Genomic DNA, 19,049 nt, shown 5'->3' with positions numbered 1-19,049 from the left:
CGGCTCACTCGGCGCGGACGCGGGATTCGGCGCGCCGGTCGAGGATGGCCAGGGTCTCCCGGCACCAGCGGAGGTTCTCGCGTTCGAACGCGAGCCCGCGCATCAGCGTCAGGTAGGGGCCGATGCGGTCGGCCGTGGCCAGGTGCTCCTCCTCGGTGCGGCCGTCCAGGAACCGGGCGCGGATCCGCTCGAAGCGGGCGATCTTGGATTCGGCCCACGTCATGCGTTCTCTGATGGCGTTCATGACGGCCTGCACGTCCCCCGCGTCCACGGCCTGGACCTGCACCATCAGCTCCTCGCGCATCGCGCCGGGGCGCGGAGGGGCGGCGGTGAACTCGTACAGGGCGCGGCGCCCCGCGTCGGTGAGGGAGAACAGGCGTTTGTTGGGACGGCGTTCCTGCTGGACGACCCGTGCCTGGATCAGGCCCTCGGCCGCCATCCTGTCCAGTTCCCGGTAGAGCTGCTGGGGCGTGGCCATCCAGAAGTTGGCCACCCCGGCGTCGAAGCTCTTGGACAGGTCGTAACCGGACGCTTCGCCTTCCAGAAGCGTGGCCAGGACCGCGTTCCGCAACGACATGGTCCGAGCGTAGCGACCTGCGAGGTTCCTCTCACCTCCGGGCGATTATGTGACCATCGCCACGGTTCTGGACGGCCGCTCCGGCTACTCTTAGTGTCATCCGCACTTAATCAACAAGTTGCCTATTGGAGGTGCTGCATGCATCCGTTCCGGCGCGCGGTGGAGACCGGGGACACATCGGCGATCGAGGGCCTGCTGGCGGACGACGCGGTGTTCACCAGCCCGGTGGTCTTCAAGCCGTACCAGGGAAAGGCGATCACGGCGGCGATCGTGCGGGGCGCCGCGCGGGTGTTCCAGGACGTCCGCTACGTCAGGGAGATCGTCAGCGCGGACGGCCGCGACCACGCGCTCATGTTCCAGGCGATGGTGAACGGCCGCCAGGTGCACGGGTGCGACTTCCTCCACCTCGACGAGGACGGCCTGATCGACGACCTCACCGTCATGGTGCGCCCCCTGTCGGCCGCCAACGCCCTGGCCGAGGCGATGGGCGCCCAGTTCGACCAGATCCAACGCGAGGCTTTCGGCGCACAGACCCACTGACAAAGGACGCCCCCCGCCGCCCCCGCACGCCCGTTCTCCTGGGACCACCGGTACCAGGCAGGCCGCTGCGGGGGACGGCCCTGCGGGCGCTTCGCCGGTGTTCCGGTTACGCTGCGGGCATGCGGGGAGACGAGCGCCCTGCCCGGGTCGAGGACGTGCACGACCTGGCCCTGGGCATGCCCTATGTCACGGTCGTCCACGGGTCGAGCGGCAACCCCGTCTACCAGGTCGGGGGCAAGTCGTTCGTCTTCTTCCGCACCCCGCGTCCGGACGCGGTCGACCCGGTCACGGGCGAACGCTACCCGGACGTGATCGTGTTCTGGGTGCCGTCCGAGTCCGACAAACTGGCGCTGATCCAGGACGAGGCATCGCCCTTCTTCACGACGCCGCATTTCAACGGGCACCGCTCGGTGCTGCTGCGGGCGTGCCGGGTCGGCGAGCTCACGCGGCGGGAACTTGCCGAGATCGTCCAGGACGCGTGGCTGTCCCAGGCCTCGCGCAGGCGCGGCGAAGCGTGGCTACGCGACAATCCCGACCCGGAGTCCTAGCCGGTCGCGTTAGTGTCGGTCCAGGCGATCTCGAAGTACCTGACGCGTTCATCTTGTCCGGCCGGCCGCATGCCGGCTGCCACCATGACGTGCTGGGACCCGAGGTTGTCGTGGTCGGCGTCGCCTTTCACACAGGTGACGCCGCGTGCTCGCGCGAACAGCAGCAGTTCGCGGAGGGCTTCGGAGGCGTATCCCTTGCCTCGCGCTGACGGGATGAGGCCGTAGCCGATCGTGACGCTGCCGTTCTCGTCCGCAGGCCCGTGGAAGCCCAGGCCGCCGATCGCCTGACCGTCCTCGCGGCGACGGATCTCATAGATACCGAACGGCTGGGGATCACCAGTGTTCGCGCAGGTGCCCAGGAATCGCCTGGCGGCGGCCACGTCCCCATCAGTGGGGTAGCCGGGCGCCCATCGGGCACCGCGATGCGACTCGCCCGCCACCACTCGCTCGGCCTCGCCGACGGTCATCGGATGAAGCACGAGCCGCGCCGTCACAAGATCGCCCATGGCAGGGAGGAGTATCACGCTGGGCGACCAGACCGCACTTTGATTATCCGGTTCAGGGTGCTGCTCCTGCCGGGGAACTCCTCGTCCAGCGACCGTCCCGCCGCAGTCGCGCGTGCCAGCTCGACCTCGCGGGCGTAGGTGGCGAAGTCGGCTTCGGCGCCGGCGGCGTCGCCGAGACCCTCCAGGACGCGTGGCTGTCCCAGGCATCACGCAGGCGAGGCGAAGCGTGGCTGCGCGACAATCCAGGCCCGGAGTCCTAGGCGTGTCCCAACGCACGGCCGGCCCTTTGGAGTAGAGGCGGCGCCCGCCGCCGTGGTTGTCATTGTGCTCGGCCGAGTCGGCCAACCCCGGGTTGCTGATGATCGACAACCCCGGACAGTTCTGTGTGTTGGGTCCACAGGACTCGACCCCCCGCGCTCACAGGGCGCGGGGGCAAACAAAAATCCTTCTACCTACGGTTGGCCCCACGGCCAATCGCTCCACTTGGACTGGTCCGCACCTGGTGTAGGGCCGGTTTTCTTTTTGGTGGGGCCACGTTTCCCCCGGCTGCCGTCATGGTGGAGGCCATGACAGCCGGTCGCGTCCGTGTAGATCACTCCCCCGTGGCGCCGTCGATGGCTTCGCGGAGAAGGTCGGCGTGACCGTTGTGGCGCGCGTACTCCTCGAACATGTGGAGGTAGACCCAGCGCAGATTCAGGGTGCTGCTCCTGCCGGGGAACTCCTCGTCCAGCGACCGTCCCGCCGCAGTCGCGCGTGCCAGCTCGACCTCGCGGGCGTAGGTGGCGAAGTCGGCTTCGGCGCCGGCGGCGTCGCCGAGATCGAAATCACCGTCCGGGTGTTCCTCGCTGCAGTACAGGTCGCTGAGCTCGGTGTTCTGGTCGAACCTGCGACGGAACCACCACCGCTCGTTCTCGGCGAGGTGGCGCACAAGCCCCAGCAGGCTCAGCGTCGTGCTCGGCAACGGCCTTGACGCAAGTTGCTCACCGTTCAGCCCGCTGCACTTGAGCAGCAGGGTGTTGCGATGAAAGTCGAGAAAAGCCGCCAGCGATGCCTGTTCGTCGCCAACAGCAGGGAAGTCGCCGCGTTCCACGGCAGGCGCGATCCATACCATGGCGAGATCCTCGCCACCGCGAACCGGGCGGTCAACGGAATTAGTGGACGCCCGCATCCGGTCCACCCTGGCCTGCCCCCGAGCCGCCGGGGTCAGCGCTTCAAGCCCTCCACCAACTCGCGGAAGATGGCGCGGGTGACGACCAGCTTGGGCCCCTCCGGGTCCTTGGAGTCACGCAAGGCGATCGCCTCGGGGAAGCGGCCGACCTCCACGCAGTCACTTCCGCCCTGGGTTCCGCTGTAACTGCTCTTGCGCCACGTCGTTGTCACTGAACGCCTCCATAGCCTTCGTGATCAGCTCCCTGGACCGGCCTTCGGGCAGGGCCTTGGCACTGATCCGCGCGAACAGGATCGCGTACTCCGCGACTTCTGTGGGTGAAGATACAAGCCGTCCACCACCGAGCGACTCGGTGTAGGCCACCTCACCGAAATCGTCTCCGGTGACGAGCTTCAGACCACCGTCCAGCCCTGGGTACGCGCCAGTCTCGAAGCTCTGGGGGATGACGTGGACGACGACGTTCGGGCGCTCGGCCATTTCGAGGAGATGCGCGAGCTGTGCGCGCATGATCTGGGGGCTACCCACCGGCCACCGCAACGCGGCTTCGCTCAGCAGCAACATGACGAAGGCCCGGTCGAGGATGCCCTTTCGGTCCATCCGCTCGGCGACGAACGGCTCGGGGTCGGCCATGCCGCCGCCTGTCAGGAGCGCTCGGGCGTAGTCCTCGGTCTGAAACAAGCCGGAGATGAGGAGCGGTTCGAAGATGCGGATGATGCGTGCTCGCTGCTCGAAGGTCGAAAGTTGAGCCAGCCATTGCGAGTCGTGGCCGATGCTGGCGTACCAGACCAGGAGAGCGAAGACCCCGCCGGTCTCCCAGGTCTTGTCCAGAAGGGCCGCGCGTGGCCCGTCGAGGCGGTCGATGCCGTTCTCGATGCGTGAAACGGTCGCCTTGCTCGCGTTGATGAGGCGGCCGACGGCCTCGCCGGACAGCCCTCGCTGGTTGCGGCTGAAACGCAGGTAGTAGGCGATGAACGCCCACATGCCGTCCTTGGGATCGGGTGACGCATTGGTGGCCATGAGGGGAGAGCCTCCGCGTTCCGTGTTGTTGCGACTGCGCTGCGTACACGAGCCAACTTAGCTTCGCGGTGTGACTCTGTGTCGTGGTTCGAACACATCTCCGGACTCCGAAGGTCGTAGCGATGCGCACTGCACTTGTCCCCGAGGTCCCGACACTCGTCCTCGACCCGACTGATCAGGCTCCTCGTCTTGCGCGGGGGTTTCTGGCCGAGCGGTTCGCTGAGTGGGGCATCGCTGACGACTACGTGGGGCGGCTCGTGGTGTGCGAGCTGGTCACGAACGCCTACCGGCACGGGGAAGGGGCGATCGTCGTGCGGGTGTTCCGGGACGAGCGTGACGGCCTCGTGGTCGTGGAGGTGTGGGACGGCGGAGAGGGACAGCCGATGATCCCGCCGGAGAACCACGCCGCGACGTCCGGCCGGGGGCTCATGCTCATGGCGCAACTGGTGCAGGCATGGGGCGTCCGTCCCCTGAACGAAGGCGGGAAGGTCACATGGGTCAAGCTTCGTTGATGATCCCGGGGTCCGTCCTATCCCGATCGGACGCGTCGCCGCCGGCCGGCCGTTCCACTCCGGTCGTCATGGCTTCTCCGGTTGCCGGGTGTGAGGGCGGCGGACTATGCCTTTTGCCCGGGCGTTGCGGTGGCAGCCGTCTCGGAAGGGGCCGCGGGCGATGCGGCGGCATCGCGCCGGCGGGGGAGGAAGGAGGCCAGGAGCATCGCGACGAGGGCGGCGCCGCAGCCGATGGCCATGACGACCTTGAAGGAGTCCTCGGAGGGTAGGGCATGGCCGGCGAAGTCGATGGTCATCTGGGCGAGGATGACGCCGGAGGCGGCACTGGCGATGGAGCTGCCGATCGAGCGCAGCAGGGTGTTGAAGGCGTTGGCGGCGGCGGTCTCTGAAACCGGGACCGCGCCCATGATGAGCATGGGCAGGGCGCCGTAGGCGAAGCCGATGCCGGCGCCGATGATGCAGGAGACCAGGACCAGATGCCAGATCTCGCTCATCAGGAAGAGGTTCAGCGCGTAGCCGGCGGCGACGATGAGGGCGCCGATCATGAGGGTGAGCTTCGGTCCCCTGGCCTGGGAGATCTTCGATGACAAGGGCGCGGCGAACATGACGATCAGGCCCTGGGGCGCCAGCACCAGGCCGACGGTGAGCAGATCCTGGCCCAGGCCGTAGCCGGTCTGCTCGGGCAGCTGGAGGATCTGCGGGACGATCAGCTGGATCGCGAACAGGGAGAAGCCGAACGCCAGGCCGGCGAGGTTGGCGAACAGGACCTGGGGGCGCGCGGTGGTGCGCAGGTCGACCAGCGGCTGGGCGGTGCGCAGTTCGAGGAGACCCCAGAGGAGGAAGATGGCGACGGCCGCGCCGAACAGGCCGAGGATGGTGCCGCTGTGCCAGCCCCAGTCGCCGCCCTTGGAGATGGCCAGCAGCAGGCAGACCAGGCCGCCCGCCAGGCCGAGGCTGCCGACCAGGTCGAAGCGCCCGCCGGTGCGCACCCTGGACTCGGGCACGAGCGTCAGCACGGCGACGAGGGCGAGGGCGCCGAGGGCGGTGGAGGACCAGAACAGGGCGTGCCAGTCGAAGTTGTCGGCGACGAAGGCGGCGATGGGCAGCCCGAGGGCTGCGCCGATGCCGAGGGAGGCGCTCATCAGCGCGGTGGACGCGCCGAGCCGGTCTTCGGGGAGTTCGTCGCGCATGATGCTGAGCCCGAGGGGGATGACGCCGGCCGACAGGCCCTGCAGCAGGCGGCCGACGATCATTGGGGTGAGCGAGTCGCTCAGGGCGACCGCGGCCGAGCCGATGGTCAGCAGGGCCAGGCTGGTGAGGAGCATGCGGCGCTTGCCGTACATGTCGCCGAGACGTCCGGCGATGGGAGTGGCGACCGCAGCGGCGAGCAGGGTGGCGGTCACCGCCCAGGCGGTGTCGGAGGCCTGGGCGTTCAGCAGTCTGGGCAGCTCGGGCACGATCGGGATGACCAGGGTCTGCATCAGCGAGACCACGATGCCGGCGAAGGCCAGCACGGCCACGATCATGTTCGGATTCGGTGGCGAGGACGCCGAGGTGTTCGCGGGTGGTGCGGGGGTGTCGGGCATGGCTGGTCTCTCCGTTCCAGGCGGGTGTGTCCGAGTGGGCCCGCTTGTATTAAATCAACGGGTTGATTTAACATAGCTCGGGTGGCCGGGCGACTTCAAGTCCGGTCCGCTGAATCCGGCGGGAACGCCGCGTGGGGAGGCTGTGGATGGGACTGGCCCTGGACCGGCAGCGCCATTGCGTACGCTTTCGTCGTTCGACCTCGCCAACCCGGTCGAGGGGTCTGCGGCGGCCTGGGGACGGGCCTGCGCGGAATGGTGTGATGTCCCGAAGCGGTGGTGATGATGGCCGGCAGGGTGAGGCGTGACGAGCGGGTCAGTGCGACGCGGGAGGCGCTTCTGGACGCGGCGGAGCGGCTGTTCGCCGAACACGGGGTGCACGCGGTCGCCAATCGGCAGATCAGCGAGGCTGCCGGCCAGGGCAACAACGCCGCGGTCAGCTATCACTTCGGCACCAAGATCGACCTGGTGCGCGCCATCGCCCGCCGGCATGCCGAAGGGATAGAGGTGGGCCGCCTGCGCATGACGGCCGAGATCGGGGACTCCACCGACCTCCGGGACTGGGTTGCCTGCGCGGTTCGCCCCGTCACCGATCATCTGGAGACTCTGGGCACGCCCAGCTGGTATGCCCGGTTCATTGCCCAGGTCACGGCCGACCCGGCCCTGCGCGCGGTCACGGCGGAGGAGTTCGCGGTCGGATCACCCTCGATGCAGAAGCTGCAAGACGGCCTGGACCGCTGCTTGCCGGACTTGTCACCCGAGGTGCATGCCGAACGTGCTGCCATGACGCGTCACTTGATCACGCAGATGACCGCCGAACGCGAACGAGCCCTTGCGGACAACGTGCCCACGTCCCGCGCCACCTGGCGTGGGACGGCGGACGGTCTGGTCGATGCCATCGTCGCCTTGTGGCAGGCGCCGGCCACTCGCGAGGACCGGACGCCGGCGCCTGGAAGGTGAGGCGTTCTACGGGTTCCGTACAGAGGCGGAGCGTTCGTAGATTAGTTCGCGGCCGTCGTCTTCGTCCCATTGCTCGCCGATGTGGGTGAAGCCGTGGCCCGCGATCGTGGCGAGGGACGCGTCGTTCTCCGGACTGATCGAGGCGCGGACGGTCGTGACGGACGGTTCGGCGGCGGCCCGCTCCAGGAGGGCGGCGAGCATCGCGCGGGCGTAGCCCTTGCGGCGGTGGGCCGGGTCGACGGAGTAGGCGATCTCGACCGTTCCGTTCGCGTTCGGGGCGCCGTGGAAGCCGGCGTGGCCGACGACCACGCCTTCGGGTTCGGCGACGGCGGCGCGCACGATCCAGGGGGCGTGGGACGGGTCGCGGTCCAGTTGGGCGAGGCGGAAGCGCCAGAGGAACTTCGCCTCGTCGGTGACGAAGTAGGCGGTGAGGGGGATGCCGGCCGCGTCGCCGGCGGCGGACAGGTCGTCGTCCAGCAGGGCTTTCATGGCGGCGGGAGGCAGTTCGACGAAGCGGATGGCGGGCGGCACGGGCGGCTCCTCAGGGTCGGTGGCTCTTGGCGTGGTGGTCGGCGACGCGGGTCAGCAGGTCGGTCAGCCGGCGGCGTTCGGCGGGTGAGAGCGGGGCGAGCAGGTCGTCCTGGATGCCGGACACGACCTTGTCCAGTTCGACCAGGTGGCGGGAGCCGCCCGGGGTGAGGGTGACGATGTTGCGGCGCCGGTCGGACGGGTCGGCGGAGCGGGCGATCAGGTTCTTGGCGGCGAGTTCGTTGAGGGCGGCGACGACGTCGCTGCGGTCGATGCCCGCGCGGCGTCCGAGGTCCGCCTGGCTGGACGGGCCGTACTCGTCCAGCGTGGCCAGTAGCCGGTAGTGGTAGCCGCGGGCGCCGGCGGCGGCGAAGCCGTCGGCGACCAGGCGGTGGCTGTGCGCGGAGACCAGGTTGATCAGCCAGCTCGCGGCGTCCCGGAGCCGCGCGGGTGTCTGGGCGTCGGCCGTCGTCATGCGGATCAGTGTACGGGGTTGTTGGACCGCCCAACGATTGACTATTGTTGGGCGTGCCAATGTTGGGATACCCAATGAATGGAGGAGTCGTGGACGATCGTTACGAGGTGTCCGTACTGGTCAGCCGGCTCGGGCTGTGGCTGGACGAGAAGAGCCCCGACGAGGGCCGCTCCCTCTTCACCGACGACGCGGAGGCGCACACGCCGGGCGGGGTCGCGAAGGGAGCCGACGCCCTCGTCGAGCAGGCGCGAAGAAACCACAGGGTGCCGACCCAACACCTGATCACCAACCCGATCATCGACGTGGACGGCGACGAGGCCATGATCGGCGCGAACCTCATGGTGGTGTTCGCGCACGAGGACGGGCCGCGCCTGCTGGGCGAGCGGTACGCGCTGGAGGCCCGCCGGACGAAGGACGGCTGGCGCATCTCGCGGGTCCAGGCCCGGCCGATCTGGGAGGTCGCGAACGCCTGAGATCACGCCGTGCGGCCGTCGGTGAGGTGGAGGATGTCGTTGAGGATCTCCGAGGCGTTCATCGCGTCGAGGTCGGCGAAGGTCGCGCCGTGGGGGGCGCGCCGGGACGGGTCGTGGCCGGGGATGATGCGGACTTCCTTGATCCGCTGCTCCGGCCAGTCCCCCGGAGCGACGACCGAGATGCCGGGGTCCAGGTCCAGGACGACCGTCCGGGCGCCGGGGAGGCGGCGCGAGATCCAGAAGATGATGCCGTTGTCCTGCGGGACGCCGCGGTCCCAGCCGCGCCGCTCCATCCCCTGGACCGCGCCGGTCGTGACGGTGAGGCCGCGGAACCGGTCCAGCACGGCCTCGGCGCACTCGCCCTCGGTCAGCGTGTGGACCGGGCGGCCGAGCTGGGGGAACGGCTGGACGATCTCGTAGTCGGCGAAGACGTCGGACCACGCCGCCAGCTCGCCCGCGGGCACGTGCAGGGGGTGGGCGAGCCCGACCTCCTCGGTGCCGGCCAGGGCGGGCTCGGCGTCGTCGATGTCGGCGAGCGAGCGGTCCTCGGCGATCCGGAACGTGCGGCCCCCGGCCGTCCACAGCAGCCGGCGGGCGATGTGCCAGATCAGGGGATGCCCGACGATGAGCTCGCGGAACTCGTCCGCGCTCCAGCGCCGCCCGGTGACCATCGCCCGCTCCAGCCGCTCCAGCTGTGCGGCCGCGGTGGCCCGCACCTCCTTCTTCAGCTCGGTGAACCGTTTGTGCGCCGCCGGGGCCAGCTCCGCATCGTCGCGTGCGCCGGGCTTGGGGAGGCTCGCCCGCCGCTTGCCGTCCTCGTCGAGCACGAACGGCTTGAGCTGCTCGTCGAACCCGACCGTGAACCGGCGCGGGCCGTAGTCGAGGACGAGCGTCCCCGCCGCGTCCAGGCCCAGGTCGGGGACGAGCCGGTCGGCGAGCCGCTCCGCGGTCAGCCCGCGGTCGGCGGCGAGCCCGGCGATCCGGTCCCGCGCCTGGCCCTGCAGGCCCTTGTACTTGATCCGTTCGGCGATGCCGTTGAGCCCGCCGAGCGCGGTGTCGGTGCCGATCGCGACGAGCGCGTCGAGGCCCGCGACGGCCATGCGGTTCCCGTTCATGCCCGGCCACCTGCGGATCACCGGGGTCAGATCACGGGCCGTGGAGTCGTCCCCGAGCAGGCCCAGCGCGGCCATGACCCAGCCCTCGTTCTCGAGGCCGCGGCCGCCACCGCGTTCGCGCAGACCGGACAGCTCGAAGATCTTCCAGGCGAAGGCGGCGAGGGAACCGGGGTCGCACGCCTCCCGCACCGCCTCCACGCCGGGGTGGACGTCGTCGAGCTCGCACACGGCGAGGAGCGTGACCAGGTGGCCGGCCGCCGCGCCGGGCATCGCCCGCCCGTCCCGCAGCAGCACCTGGGGGATCAGGTGCGGGTCCAGCCAGTCCGGGGCATCGGGGATCTGTGCGGGGAGGGCGGCCGCCATCGGGTCGAGCGCGACCAGCGCCTCGATCTCGGCGGCCGCCTTGGCGCCGTGGTCCCGGCCGGCCGCCAGAACGTCGCCGGCATGCCCATGCGAGGCGAGGTGGACCAGCGCCATCTCGGCGTCGCGCCGCGCCCGCCGGTCGGCGGACTTCTTCGCGGCGGAGAGGGCGGCGGGGACCAGCGCGCGTGCCGCGGCCGCCGTGTGCCGCGCGAACCAGCGTTCCGCGATGGGGCGCAGCGCCGGGCGCCGCAGCCGCCACTCCGCCATCCGCGCGGCGATTCCGGCGTCGCAGAACGGGAGCAGGAGCTCCGCGGTGGCCGCGGGCCGCCCTTCGGCCATGTCCAGCGCCGCCGGGGCGGCGTCCGCGGAGAAGCGCGCCAGGATCGGCTCCAGCCGTTCGGGGGCGGCCTCGGTCAGGCTGGGCCTCCAGCGGGCGAGCAGGGGGCGGACGTCCTCCACTGGGCCGGAAAGGAACAGGTCCCACTGCCGATCGGCGGGCAGCCCGCGGTCGCGGAAGAGCTCGATCTCCTTCTCCCAGTCGACCTTTTCGCCGGCCGGGGGAGCGGCCCAGCGCTCGCGTTCACCGGGCTCCCATACCGTCGTCCGCTCGGCCGGGGGTTCGAGGCCCTTGACGGCGGCGCGCGTCCGGTCCGGCAGGCCCTCGGCCCAGGGCGGGTCGGCCAGCACGGACGGCAGGTCCTCCGGCGCGGCCTCGTCGGCCCACCCCGCCTCCCGCACCGCCGGGCCGCCCAGCAGACGCGCCGCGTACCGGGCGATCTCCTCGGGGCCGGAGTCCACGGCGTCGCGGAAGGTCCGCCGCGCGCGTTCTGGAAAGCGCTCCGCGGCCGCGACGACGGCCGTGTGCACGCCCGGCCGGTCGAGGCGTTCCACCAGGGCCTTGAATGCCTCGTCGGACGGCAGGATGCCCATGACCTCCAACGCCAGGGGATCGGCCGTGCGGTCGATGAGGTCGGCCAGGATCGGGGCCAGTGCCGGGCCGAGCCCGTCGGCCGCGGTGTGCAGGACGTGGTCCCTGACCAGCCACCCCCACGGCTGCGGCGTCCCGCGGAACTGCGTGACCTGGTCCGCCGTGCCGAGCGAGCACATGACCCGCTGCGCCAGGCAGGGCGGCAGATCGCCGGGCAGTTCGGCGCACAGGTCGTCCACCCAGCCGGTCTCCGACGGCGCCAGGAACGCCGTGGCCATCCGCGCGATCAGGTCCTGGCGGCATTCCGCCAACGCCGCGACCACATCCCGGTACTCCTCGTCGCCGGCAGCCGCGATGAGCGCGCGCACGCGGGGGGCGACGTCGTCGAAGGCCGCGTCGCCGCGACCCCAGAAGAATGCGTGGTCGTCGTGGCGCACCAACTGAAGACGCCGGCCCCTGCCTCCTCCGTCGGGCTCGACCCGGACGCGGGCGAGCTCGGCCGTCGCCGCGGCCGCGAACGCCAGACCGTGCTCGGCGGCCCACGCGTCCGCGAGGTCCTCCGTCTCGATGGGTCCTTTCGCGACGGCGGCCGCGAAGACCGCCGCGCCGGTGGGGTTCGCGGGGCCGTTCAGGTGGGCGCGAGCGGGTTCGACCAGTTCGGGAGCGCTCTCCCCGTGGCCGAGCAGCCTTTCGGCCCTCTCCCGCGACTCCGCCAGGGCCTGGTGCAGCCGTTCGGCGGCGCCGGGATCGATGGCGGTGGGCGTCGCGGGCGTGCCGCCCCCACGCCGGGGGTGAAGGCGGGTTCGCTGATTCTCGGGGATCACGAGCGCGTTCTCGGACATGGACGAGCACGCTAGCGCCGCCAGCCGACATCGACGCCGCTTCAGGGAGAGGCGAGGTCGTCCGAGAGAGCCTTCAGCCGGGCGCGGGCATCGGGGTCGTATGCCTGGGGGTCCGCGCGTGATTCGCGGAGGCCGTCGAAGAAGCGGCCGGACACGTCGTCCAGGGCCGGATCGGTGACGAGGCGGTGCGTCGCGCGGACGCCTTCTTCCAGGGTGCTGATGGGCGAGGGGACCATCTTGGTCGGCATGTAGGTGGCCGGGTGCAGGGCGTTCGCGGTGACGCCCGTCCCCGCCAGCTCGTCGGCGAGGTCGATCGTGAACAGAATCTGGGCGAGCTTGCTCTGGCAGTACGCCCGCGTCCCGCTGTACCGGCGGTTGATCATGACGTCGGCGAAGTCGATCGCCTGCTGGCCGAGGCTGCTGACGTTGACGATCCGCGCCGGCGCGGACGCGACGAGGGTGGGCAGCAGCAGCCGGGTGAGCAGGTAGCCGGACAGGTAGTTGACCTGGAACGTCAGCTCGTGCCCGTCGGCGCTCTCCTGCCGCGAGCCAGTGGTGCCGATCCCGGCGTTGTTGACGAGCACGTCCAGGCGCGGGTGGTCGGCGCGGACGGCGTCGGCCAGGGCGCGGGTCTCGGCGAGTGACGACAGGTCGGCGCGGTACCAGGAGGCGCGGCCGCCGATCTCCTGAAGGGTCGCCTTGCCGCGCTGGTCGTCCCGTCCGTGGACGAGGACGGTGGCGCCTTCGGCGGCGAGTTCGGCGGCCAGTGCGCGACCGAGCCCGTCGGTCGCGCCCGTGATGAGAATGGTCTGCTGGTCGATGGGACGCATGTCCCCCATCGTGCTCGGCGCGCGCGCCCGGTAACCAGGGCTGGCCCAGCCTGGTATGCGGAGTAACAGGCTCCGCCTACGCCTGGTGCAGGAAGTCCCGGACGAGCTTGGCGAACTCGTCGGGCCGCTCCGCCATCGCCACGTGGCCGGTGTCGAGTTCGGCGTAGTCGCTGCCGCGGATGCCCGCGAACAGCTCCCGGTGGTTCTCGACCGGGATCGTCTGGTCCCGGGTCGCGCCGATGACCAGGGTGGGCGCCTCGATCCGGGGCAGCAGCGGGCGGATGTCGATCCGCCGGACGAGGTCGATCTGGCGCAGCAGGCCGTCCGTCGGACGCATGAACGCGTGCGCCTGCTCGACCGCGTCGTGCCCGATCTGGTTGAGGAACTGCCTGCTGTAGGCGGTGACCGTCGCGAACCGGCCGAAACCCTCCGGGGTCCCGGCGAGGTTCAGCCAGGCGGTCATGTACTGCCGGACGTACTCGTCGCCCGCGTGCGGCAGGCCCGCGATGGGCACCAGCCGTCGGACGAGGTTCGGGCGCAGCGCCGCGGCGGCGGCGACGGTCGGCGCGCCGAGCGAGAACCCGACCACGTCGGCCGGGCCCGTCCCGGAGTCCTCGATCACCGCGGCGACCTGCCCGGCGAGCGCCTCGATGGTCAGCGGGGAGCCGTCGTCCTCGGCCGGGTCGCTGCCGGCGAGGTCGGGCAGGAGGACGGTGTGGCGGTCGGTGAACCGGTCGAGCACCCCGTCCCACATGATCGAGCCGGGCCCTGCGCCGTGCACCAGGACGAGCACGGGACCAGAGCCTTCGACGCGGTAGGAGATGGTCGCGTTTCCAACGGTGAGCTTCGGCATGATCGGTGGTCCTTTCCAACGTTCCGGACACCGACGACGCTGCCAGCGTGAGGCGGCGATGAGGAGCGGACCGTTCTGGCTAGGACAACCGGTCCCAGCCTCCGCTCTACGGACCTACCGGCCGGCGAGGAATCATGGGGGCATGGACATGGACCGCAAGGAGCTCGCCGACTTCCTCCGGCGTTCCCGCGAGCGGCTCCGCCCGCAGGAGGTCGGACTGACGACGGGCCCGAGGCGCCGCACGCCGGGGCTGCGGCGCGAGGAGGTCTCGCAGCTCGCCGGGATGTCCGCGGACTACTACATGCGGCTTGAGCAGGCGCGCAGCCCGCAGCCGTCCACACAGCTGCTCGGCGCGCTGGCGCGGGCGCTGCGGCTGACCATCGACGAGCGCGACCATCTGTACGTCCTCGCCGGGCACCGCCCGCCCGCCGGGCCGTTCGCGGGCGAGTTCGTCCGGCCGAGCATGCTGTACGTGCTGGACCGGCTGCACGAGACACCTGCGCAGATCATCGGTGACCTCGGCGACATGCTGGCGCAGAACGCGCTGGCCGAGGCCCTTTTCGGGTGTGTCTGCACGGTCGAGGAGCCCGATCGGAACATCGTGCTGCGGTGGTTCACCGACCCGTTCGTCCGGGAGGCGTATCCAGAGGACGAACACGAGCAGCACAGCAGGCGGCACGTCGCCCACCTGCGCGCCGCCGTCGCCCGCCGCGGCAATGACGCCGCCGCGTCCGCCCTGGTCAAGCGGCTGCACGCGGCCAGCGCCGAGTTCACGCGGCTCTGGGAACTGCACGAGGTCGCCATCCACCGCACCAGCCGGATGAAGGTGCTGCACCCCGAGGTCGGCCTCATCGAGTTCGACACGGAGGCGCTGCTGACTCCGGCAGAGGACCAGCGGCTCTTCGTCTTCACCCCGCCGCCCGGCACCGGCGCGATCGAGGCGGTCGAGCTTCTGCGCGTCATCGGCCCCGAGACCGCGCATCGCAGTCACCGCGCCTGACCCGGGCCGTCACCGGGCGGTGAGCCGCCAGAGGGAGGTGACCTCGGCGGCGCGGGCCGCGTGGAGGGGGTCGTCTGGGTCGGCGGCGCGCGGGTGGCGCGGCCTGGTGTCGAGCCTGCCGGCGACCTTCAGGCCAGAAGCCTCGAACAGCGCCAGGAGGTCGTCCCGGGTCCGCAGGCCCAGGTGTTCGGCCAGGTCGGACAGGATCAGCCAGCCCTCACCGCCGGGTTCGAGATGGCCGGCGAGGCCGGAGAGGAATCCGCGCAGCATCTGGCCGCCGAGATCGTAGACGGCGTGTTCGAGGGGCGAACTGGGCTTGGCCGGCACCCAGGGCGGGTTGCAGACGATGAGGCCGGCGCGTCCGTCCGGGAAGAGGTCGGCCTGGGTGACCTCCACCTCCGCACCCAGCCGCTTGAGGTTCTCTTGGGCGCAGGCAAGCGCGCGCGGGTCCTGGTCAGTGGCGACGACACGTTCTACGCCGCGACGGGCCAGGACAGCCGCTAGGACGCCCGTACCGGTGCCTATGTCGAACGCTGCTTTCGTCGGCGGCAACGGTGCCTCGCCAACGAGGTCCACGTATTCGCCCCTGATCGGCGAGAAGACACCGTAGTGCGGGTGTATCCGGTCGCCGCCCAATGCGGGGATCGGGACGCCCTTCTCACGCCATTCGTGGGCGCCGACCAAGCCGAGCAGTTCGCGCAGTGAGGTGACGTAGGGCTGGTCGTCCGGGCCGTAAGCCTCGGTGCAGGCGTCGTGGACGTCCGGTGCACGCCGTAGCGGAATGACGTGGCCCGGGGTGAACGGTATGAGCAGCATGCCGAGCGTCCGCGCGCGCTGGGCGCGCGCCTGACGGTGAAGGTGGAACGCCTGCACCTGGGAGGGTTCCGGCTTGTTGCGGCGCCGGCGTGGGGGACGGTCGATCCGCCGCGCCATCGCATTGAGGAGTTGCCGCGCGTTCTGGAAATCGCCGCGCCACAGCAGAGCGGTGCCTTCGCTGGCCAGGCGGAACGCGTCGTCCGCGCGCGTCTCGTCGTCGGCGATCACCACGCGGCGGGGAGGTGGCGCGCCGCTCTCCGAACGCCAGCGGACGCGATGGTCCCGGCCGTCCTCCTGCCAGGAGATCTCGTCCACGAGTAGTACCGTATCGGCGTGCGACTACCTGGGCCATTGCATGCCCTGAACGAGGCCCTCGCCTTCGTGTTGGAGATCGTGGCCATCGTCGCGCTCGCGTGGTGGGGCTTCACGACCGGCGGGAACATCCTGGTCAACGTCGTCCTCGGCGTGGCGACGCCGGTGGCGGCGATGGTCCTGTGGGGCCTGTTCGCGGCGCCCCGGGCCCGCTTCAAGATCGCGCTCCCGCTCGTCCTCCTGGTGAAGGCCGTCGTGTTCGGCGCCGGCGCGCTCGGGTTCTACGGCATCGGCCACCCGGGGTCCGCGCTCGCCTTCGCGGTGATCGCCCTGCTCAACACCGCTTTGGCGACGGCGGACCGCGAAGCCCACTTCCGCAGGGCCGCCGGATGAGCCAGTACTTCCAGAACGGCGACGACGTCCTCTGGAACCCGGCCACCAGGGTCGCCGGGCTCTTCATGGACATGGCCGCCGCGCACGCGCGGCTCCTAGGGACGCCGTCGGGTCTCGGCCCGATGGAGTCCGACGAATGCCAGGTGGACGTCCCCGCGTTCGCCGCCTTCACCGACGCGGTCATCCGGGACTACGCCCGTTCGCATCACCTGATCAAGAGGTCGATGACGGCGGGTTTCGCGGCGACCGCGCTGGCCGTCGCGCGACTCGGCGGCGGCACCGTCCCGGCGACCGAGGAGTTCGCGGACGATCCCGCCGTCCGCCGCCTCGCCGAGATGGCCAGCGAGAACGCCGCGGCCATGCCGCGTTAGGCGAGGTCGGCGCTGGAGAGGCAGCCGGACGTCGCGGCCAGCTCGCGGAGGGCGGCCTCCGAAGGAGATCCCGGTTCGGCCGCGTAGAGCATCAGGCGGCTGAGGTCGGGATCGCCGGGCAGGTGCAGCGTCTCGAACGGCAGGACGAGCCGCCCCACCTCGGGGTGGTCGATGCGGGCCTCGCCATGGGTCAGGTCGGTGACATGGTGCGCCGACCACATGTCCCGGAAGTCCGGGCTTCGCTCCCGCAGGCAGTCGATGACCGCGCGCAGGTTCGGGTCGTCCGGATCCTGCCCGGAGCGGAACCGCAGGTAGGCGGCGTTGCGCCGGGCCACGGCCGGCCAGTTGTCGCCGAGCCGGGCCTTGTAGTCGCCGTTCAGGTGGATCTGGTGCGACCAGGTCCGCTCGTCCGGCGGGACGTTCGCCAGGTCGACGAACACCGCGGCGGTGAGCCGGTTCCAGGCGACCACGTTCGTGTAGTGGCCGACGACGTACGCGGGCGCGTGGGTGAACGAGTCGAGCAGGTGCTGGAGCGGGGCGCGCAGCCGAGGAGGGCCGGTGAGGGGCGCCCGGCGCGGCGGATGCGCGAGCCGGTGCAGGTGGGCGTGCTCGTCGCCGTCGAGCCGAAGCGCCCGCGAGATCGCGTCCAGCACCTCGGCGGACACGCCCTCGGCCGTGCCCTGTTCGAGTCGGATGTAGTACGCGACGCTGACGCCGGCCAGTTGCGCCAGCTCCTCGCGCCGCAGCCCGGGCACGCGCCGCCGCGTCCCGAATGAGGTGACGCCGACGTCCTCGGGACGCAGCCGCGCGCGCCGCGACCTGAGGAACTCGCCGAGGTCGCCGTTCCGTGCCATGCCGCCGAGGCTATCCGGCGAAGAGCCTGCCACTGGGAGTAGTACGAACAGGCGGGGGCTGGGTAGCCGCGCTCTGCGCAGCGATGGTCTGTGGCATGACCGCACTCACCACCGCCGTGTCCGCTCCCTCTGAGCGGATGTCGTCGCGGCACAAGCTGATACTGATCCTTCTCCTTGGCGCGCAGTTCATGCTTGCCATCGACTTCTCCATCCTGAACGTGGCGCTGCCGGTCGTCGGCCGGGGACTGGGCTTCGGGCTGGACGAACTGCAGTGGATCGCCACGGCATTCGCGCTGCCCGCCGCCGGATTCACGTTGCTGTTCGGTCGCGTGGCCGATCTGTTCGGACGGCGCCGGATGTTGCTCACGGGCATGGCCCTCCTGGCCGGAGGGTCGCTGGTCGGCGGGCTGGCCACATCGCCGGCGATGCTGCTCACCGGACGGGTTCTGCAGGGGCTGGCCACGGCGATCGCCACGCCGGCCGCCCTGTCGCTGCTCACCACGTCCTTCCCGGAGGGGCCGCTGCGGACGCGGGCCCTCGGGCTGAGCGGCGCGCTGATGTCGGCCGGGTTCACCGTAGGCGCGATCCTCGGCGGCCTGCTCACCGACCTGCTGAGCTGGCGCTGGGCCTTCCTGATCAACGTGCCGGTGGCGGTGCTGATCTCCGCCGTCACGCCCGCGGTGGTCGCGGAGAGCCGGTCCCGGGACGGGGCGAGGCTGGACGTTCCGGGTGCGGTGACCGTGACCGGCGGGCTGCTCGCCCTCGTCTACGGGATCACGTCCGCCGGATCGGAAGGCTGGGGCTCGCCGCTCGCGCTCGGCGCGCTGATCGGCGCCGCCGTCCTGCTCGTCGCGTTCGTGCTGGCCGAGCGTCGGTCACCGGCCCCGCTGGCGCCGCTGAGCGTCCTGACGCGGCGGACCGTCACCTGGGGCAACGTCGGCGGGTTCGTCGCGTTCGCCACCGAGACGTCGCTGGTGTTCCTGATGACTCTCTACCTCCAGAAGATCCTGGGCTTCTCGCCGCTGACGACCGGGCTCGCGCTCGGCGTCCTCGGCGCCGGAACGTTCGCCGGCGGCGTCGCCGCACCCCGGATCATGGGGCGGCTCGGCGGCCGGGCGGCGCTCGTCTCCGGGCTCGTCCTCCAGGCCGCGGCGACGGCCGTGCTGCTCGGGCTCGGGGAGTCGCGCGGCGGGCTCGGCCTGATGCTCGCCGCGACCGCGATCGGGGGCTTCGGGAACCTCGTCGCGATCGTCGCGTTCATGGGGACCGCCACGTCCGGGCTGCCGGACGGCGAGCAGGGCCTCGCGACCGGCCTCGCCACGATGACGCAGCAGGTCGCCATCACGCTGGGCATCCCGGTGATGAGCGCCGTGGCCACCGCGAACGCGTCCGTCCTCGGCGGCGTCCACACCGCGACGGCGGTGAATGTCGCGATCGTCCTCGCCGGCGCGGCCCTCGTCGGGTCGTTCCTGCGCCGCTCTTGAA

At 71.0% G+C, this 19,049-nt stretch carries 22 protein-coding genes; 9 read left to right on the top strand and 13 right to left on the bottom strand.

Going from position 1 to position 19,049, the window contains the following annotated elements:
* Positions 1 to 4: 4 nt before the first annotated feature.
* On the bottom strand, positions 5 to 577 hold the full coding sequence (locus tag ACQPXG_RS45885; protein WP_433465427.1) for a PadR family transcriptional regulator: 573 nt from the start codon (positions 575 to 577) through the stop codon (positions 5 to 7).
* 138 nt (positions 578 to 715) lie between these two features.
* Between ACQPXG_RS45885 and ACQPXG_RS45880 the strand changes: the two genes are divergently transcribed.
* Together ACQPXG_RS45880 and ACQPXG_RS45875 are read left to right on the top strand one after the other, a co-directional pair.
* The gene (locus tag ACQPXG_RS45880; protein WP_433465426.1) at positions 716 to 1,117 is read left to right on the top strand and encodes a nuclear transport factor 2 family protein; all 402 of its coding nucleotides are present in this window, start codon (positions 716 to 718) and stop codon (positions 1,115 to 1,117) included.
* Between the two features lie 119 nt (positions 1,118 to 1,236).
* Entirely contained in the window at positions 1,237 to 1,665 is a 429-nt protein-coding gene (locus ACQPXG_RS45875) for an MmcQ/YjbR family DNA-binding protein (protein ID WP_433465425.1), read from the top strand.
* On the opposite strand, the gene ACQPXG_RS45870 is transcribed toward ACQPXG_RS45875, so the two are convergent.
* From ACQPXG_RS45870 to ACQPXG_RS45855, 4 genes are all read right to left on the bottom strand, one after another.
* Positions 1,662 to 2,171 (bottom strand): GNAT family N-acetyltransferase, encoded by a 510-nt coding sequence (locus ACQPXG_RS45870; protein WP_433465424.1) that lies wholly within the window; start codon positions 2,169 to 2,171, stop codon positions 1,662 to 1,664. The genes ACQPXG_RS45875 and ACQPXG_RS45870 overlap by 4 nt on opposite strands.
* 592 nt (positions 2,172 to 2,763) lie before the next feature.
* Positions 2,764 to 3,339 carry a DinB family protein gene (locus ACQPXG_RS45865; protein ID WP_433465423.1) on the bottom strand — a complete coding sequence of 192 codons (576 nt, stop codon included), beginning with the start codon at positions 3,337 to 3,339 and terminating at the stop codon, positions 2,764 to 2,766.
* A 35-nt stretch (positions 3,340 to 3,374) separates the two neighbouring features.
* Complete coding sequence (locus ACQPXG_RS45860) at positions 3,375 to 3,494, bottom strand: DUF397 domain-containing protein (protein ID WP_433465422.1); 120 nt, start codon at positions 3,492 to 3,494, stop codon at positions 3,375 to 3,377.
* 4 nt (positions 3,495 to 3,498) lie between these two features.
* Entirely contained in the window at positions 3,499 to 4,356 is an 858-nt protein-coding gene (locus tag ACQPXG_RS45855) for a helix-turn-helix domain-containing protein (RefSeq protein WP_433465421.1), read from the bottom strand.
* Between the two features lie 122 nt (positions 4,357 to 4,478).
* Between ACQPXG_RS45855 and ACQPXG_RS45850 the strand changes: the two genes are divergently transcribed.
* On the top strand, positions 4,479 to 4,868 hold the full coding sequence (locus tag ACQPXG_RS45850; RefSeq protein ID WP_433465420.1) for an ATP-binding protein: 390 nt from the start codon (positions 4,479 to 4,481) through the stop codon (positions 4,866 to 4,868).
* Positions 4,869 to 4,972: 104 nt separating this feature from the next.
* On the opposite strand, the gene ACQPXG_RS45845 is transcribed toward ACQPXG_RS45850, so the two are convergent.
* Positions 4,973 to 6,454: an MFS transporter gene (locus ACQPXG_RS45845; RefSeq protein ID WP_433465419.1), complete on the bottom strand. Its 1,482-nt coding sequence runs from the start codon at positions 6,452 to 6,454 to the stop codon at positions 4,973 to 4,975.
* 282 nt (positions 6,455 to 6,736) lie between these two features.
* Here ACQPXG_RS45845 and ACQPXG_RS45840 point away from each other — a divergent pair, with 282 nt between their 5' ends.
* The gene (locus tag ACQPXG_RS45840) at positions 6,737 to 7,411 is read left to right on the top strand and encodes a TetR family transcriptional regulator (RefSeq protein WP_433470172.1); all 675 of its coding nucleotides are present in this window, start codon (positions 6,737 to 6,739) and stop codon (positions 7,409 to 7,411) included.
* 6 nt (positions 7,412 to 7,417) lie between these two features.
* On the opposite strand, the gene ACQPXG_RS45835 is transcribed toward ACQPXG_RS45840, so the two are convergent.
* Together ACQPXG_RS45835 and ACQPXG_RS45830 are read right to left on the bottom strand one after the other, a co-directional pair.
* Complete coding sequence (locus tag ACQPXG_RS45835; protein WP_433465418.1) at positions 7,418 to 7,942, bottom strand: GNAT family N-acetyltransferase; 525 nt, start codon at positions 7,940 to 7,942, stop codon at positions 7,418 to 7,420.
* A gap of 10 nt (positions 7,943 to 7,952) precedes the next feature.
* Complete coding sequence (locus ACQPXG_RS45830; RefSeq protein ID WP_433465417.1) at positions 7,953 to 8,414, bottom strand: MarR family winged helix-turn-helix transcriptional regulator; 462 nt, start codon at positions 8,412 to 8,414, stop codon at positions 7,953 to 7,955.
* Positions 8,415 to 8,503: 89 nt separating this feature from the next.
* Between ACQPXG_RS45830 and ACQPXG_RS45825 the strand changes: the two genes are divergently transcribed.
* Positions 8,504 to 8,887, top strand: coding sequence for a nuclear transport factor 2 family protein (locus tag ACQPXG_RS45825; protein WP_433465416.1), 384 nt, complete (start codon positions 8,504 to 8,506; stop codon positions 8,885 to 8,887).
* 2 nt (positions 8,888 to 8,889) lie between these two features.
* On the opposite strand, the gene ACQPXG_RS45820 is transcribed toward ACQPXG_RS45825, so the two are convergent.
* The 3 genes from ACQPXG_RS45820 to ACQPXG_RS45810 form a co-directional block, all read right to left on the bottom strand.
* Positions 8,890 to 12,135, bottom strand: coding sequence for a DUF4132 domain-containing protein (locus tag ACQPXG_RS45820; protein WP_433465415.1), 3,246 nt, complete (start codon positions 12,133 to 12,135; stop codon positions 8,890 to 8,892).
* A 41-nt stretch (positions 12,136 to 12,176) separates the two neighbouring features.
* Positions 12,177 to 12,965: an SDR family NAD(P)-dependent oxidoreductase gene (locus ACQPXG_RS45815; protein ID WP_433465414.1), complete on the bottom strand. Its 789-nt coding sequence runs from the start codon at positions 12,963 to 12,965 to the stop codon at positions 12,177 to 12,179.
* Positions 12,966 to 13,041: 76 nt separating this feature from the next.
* Positions 13,042 to 13,818: an alpha/beta fold hydrolase gene (locus tag ACQPXG_RS45810; protein WP_433465413.1), complete on the bottom strand. Its 777-nt coding sequence runs from the start codon at positions 13,816 to 13,818 to the stop codon at positions 13,042 to 13,044.
* A gap of 142 nt (positions 13,819 to 13,960) precedes the next feature.
* On the opposite strand from ACQPXG_RS45810, the gene ACQPXG_RS45805 reads away from it, so the two are divergent.
* A complete protein-coding gene (locus ACQPXG_RS45805; protein WP_433465412.1) occupies positions 13,961 to 14,818 on the top strand; it encodes a helix-turn-helix transcriptional regulator in 858 nt (285 codons plus the stop codon).
* A gap of 9 nt (positions 14,819 to 14,827) precedes the next feature.
* Here the strand turns inward: ACQPXG_RS45805 and ACQPXG_RS45800 are convergent, their stop codons facing one another.
* Positions 14,828 to 15,949 (bottom strand): methyltransferase, encoded by a 1,122-nt coding sequence (locus ACQPXG_RS45800; RefSeq protein WP_433465411.1) that lies wholly within the window; start codon positions 15,947 to 15,949, stop codon positions 14,828 to 14,830.
* 18 nt (positions 15,950 to 15,967) lie between these two features.
* On the opposite strand from ACQPXG_RS45800, the gene ACQPXG_RS45795 reads away from it, so the two are divergent.
* Together ACQPXG_RS45795 and ACQPXG_RS45790 are read left to right on the top strand one after the other, a co-directional pair.
* Positions 15,968 to 16,339: a YrdB family protein gene (locus ACQPXG_RS45795; RefSeq protein ID WP_433465410.1), complete on the top strand. Its 372-nt coding sequence runs from the start codon at positions 15,968 to 15,970 to the stop codon at positions 16,337 to 16,339.
* Positions 16,336 to 16,710 (top strand): DUF6086 family protein, encoded by a 375-nt coding sequence (locus ACQPXG_RS45790; protein WP_433465409.1) that lies wholly within the window; start codon positions 16,336 to 16,338, stop codon positions 16,708 to 16,710. The genes ACQPXG_RS45795 and ACQPXG_RS45790 overlap by 4 nt, the downstream gene beginning before the upstream one ends.
* Here the strand turns inward: ACQPXG_RS45790 and ACQPXG_RS45785 are convergent.
* A complete protein-coding gene (locus ACQPXG_RS45785; RefSeq protein WP_433465408.1) occupies positions 16,707 to 17,564 on the bottom strand; it encodes a helix-turn-helix domain-containing protein in 858 nt (285 codons plus the stop codon). The genes ACQPXG_RS45790 and ACQPXG_RS45785 overlap by 4 nt on opposite strands.
* A 95-nt stretch (positions 17,565 to 17,659) precedes the next feature.
* Here ACQPXG_RS45785 and ACQPXG_RS45780 point away from each other — a divergent pair, with 95 nt between their 5' ends.
* Entirely contained in the window at positions 17,660 to 19,048 is a 1,389-nt protein-coding gene (locus tag ACQPXG_RS45780; protein ID WP_433465407.1) for an MFS transporter, read from the top strand.
* Position 19,049: the final 1 nt, after the last annotated feature.

Origin of the sequence: Spirillospora sp. CA-128828, assembly GCF_050945415.1 — a bacterium.
Lineage (GTDB): Bacteria > Actinomycetota > Actinomycetes > Streptosporangiales > Streptosporangiaceae > Spirillospora.
The sequence above is the reverse complement of the archived record's forward strand: the minus strand, read 5'-3'. Positions and strand labels throughout refer to the sequence as shown.

Excerpts from the sequence above, each read along its gene's own strand:
- ACQPXG_RS45790 (WP_433465409.1), top strand. The coding sequence starts at position 16,336 with ATGAGCCAGTACTTCCAGAACGGCGACGACGTCCTCTGGAACCCGGCC.
- ACQPXG_RS45820 (WP_433465415.1), bottom strand. The coding sequence starts at position 12,135 with ATGTCCGAGAACGCGCTCGTGATCCCCGAGAATCAGCGAACCCGCCTT.
- ACQPXG_RS45805 (WP_433465412.1), top strand. The coding sequence starts at position 13,961 with ATGGACATGGACCGCAAGGAGCTCGCCGACTTCCTCCGGCGTTCCCGC.
- ACQPXG_RS45870 (WP_433465424.1), bottom strand. The coding sequence starts at position 2,171 with ATGGGCGATCTTGTGACGGCGCGGCTCGTGCTTCATCCGATGACCGTC.
- ACQPXG_RS45785 (WP_433465408.1), bottom strand. The coding sequence starts at position 17,564 with ATGGCACGGAACGGCGACCTCGGCGAGTTCCTCAGGTCGCGGCGCGCG.
- ACQPXG_RS45855 (WP_433465421.1), bottom strand. The coding sequence starts at position 4,356 with ATGGCCACCAATGCGTCACCCGATCCCAAGGACGGCATGTGGGCGTTC.
- ACQPXG_RS45830 (WP_433465417.1), bottom strand. The coding sequence starts at position 8,414 with ATGACGACGGCCGACGCCCAGACACCCGCGCGGCTCCGGGACGCCGCG.
- ACQPXG_RS45865 (WP_433465423.1), bottom strand. The coding sequence starts at position 3,339 with ATGCGGGCGTCCACTAATTCCGTTGACCGCCCGGTTCGCGGTGGCGAG.
- ACQPXG_RS45810 (WP_433465413.1), bottom strand. The coding sequence starts at position 13,818 with ATGCCGAAGCTCACCGTTGGAAACGCGACCATCTCCTACCGCGTCGAA.
- ACQPXG_RS45850 (WP_433465420.1), top strand. The coding sequence starts at position 4,479 with ATGCGCACTGCACTTGTCCCCGAGGTCCCGACACTCGTCCTCGACCCG.
- ACQPXG_RS45840 (WP_433470172.1), top strand. The coding sequence starts at position 6,737 with ATGGCCGGCAGGGTGAGGCGTGACGAGCGGGTCAGTGCGACGCGGGAG.
- ACQPXG_RS45845 (WP_433465419.1), bottom strand. The coding sequence starts at position 6,454 with ATGCCCGACACCCCCGCACCACCCGCGAACACCTCGGCGTCCTCGCCA.
- ACQPXG_RS45885 (WP_433465427.1), bottom strand. The coding sequence starts at position 577 with ATGTCGTTGCGGAACGCGGTCCTGGCCACGCTTCTGGAAGGCGAAGCG.
- ACQPXG_RS45780 (WP_433465407.1), top strand. The coding sequence starts at position 17,660 with ATGACCGCACTCACCACCGCCGTGTCCGCTCCCTCTGAGCGGATGTCG.
- ACQPXG_RS45815 (WP_433465414.1), bottom strand. The coding sequence starts at position 12,965 with ATGCGTCCCATCGACCAGCAGACCATTCTCATCACGGGCGCGACCGAC.
- ACQPXG_RS45880 (WP_433465426.1), top strand. The coding sequence starts at position 716 with ATGCATCCGTTCCGGCGCGCGGTGGAGACCGGGGACACATCGGCGATC.
- ACQPXG_RS45875 (WP_433465425.1), top strand. The coding sequence starts at position 1,237 with ATGCGGGGAGACGAGCGCCCTGCCCGGGTCGAGGACGTGCACGACCTG.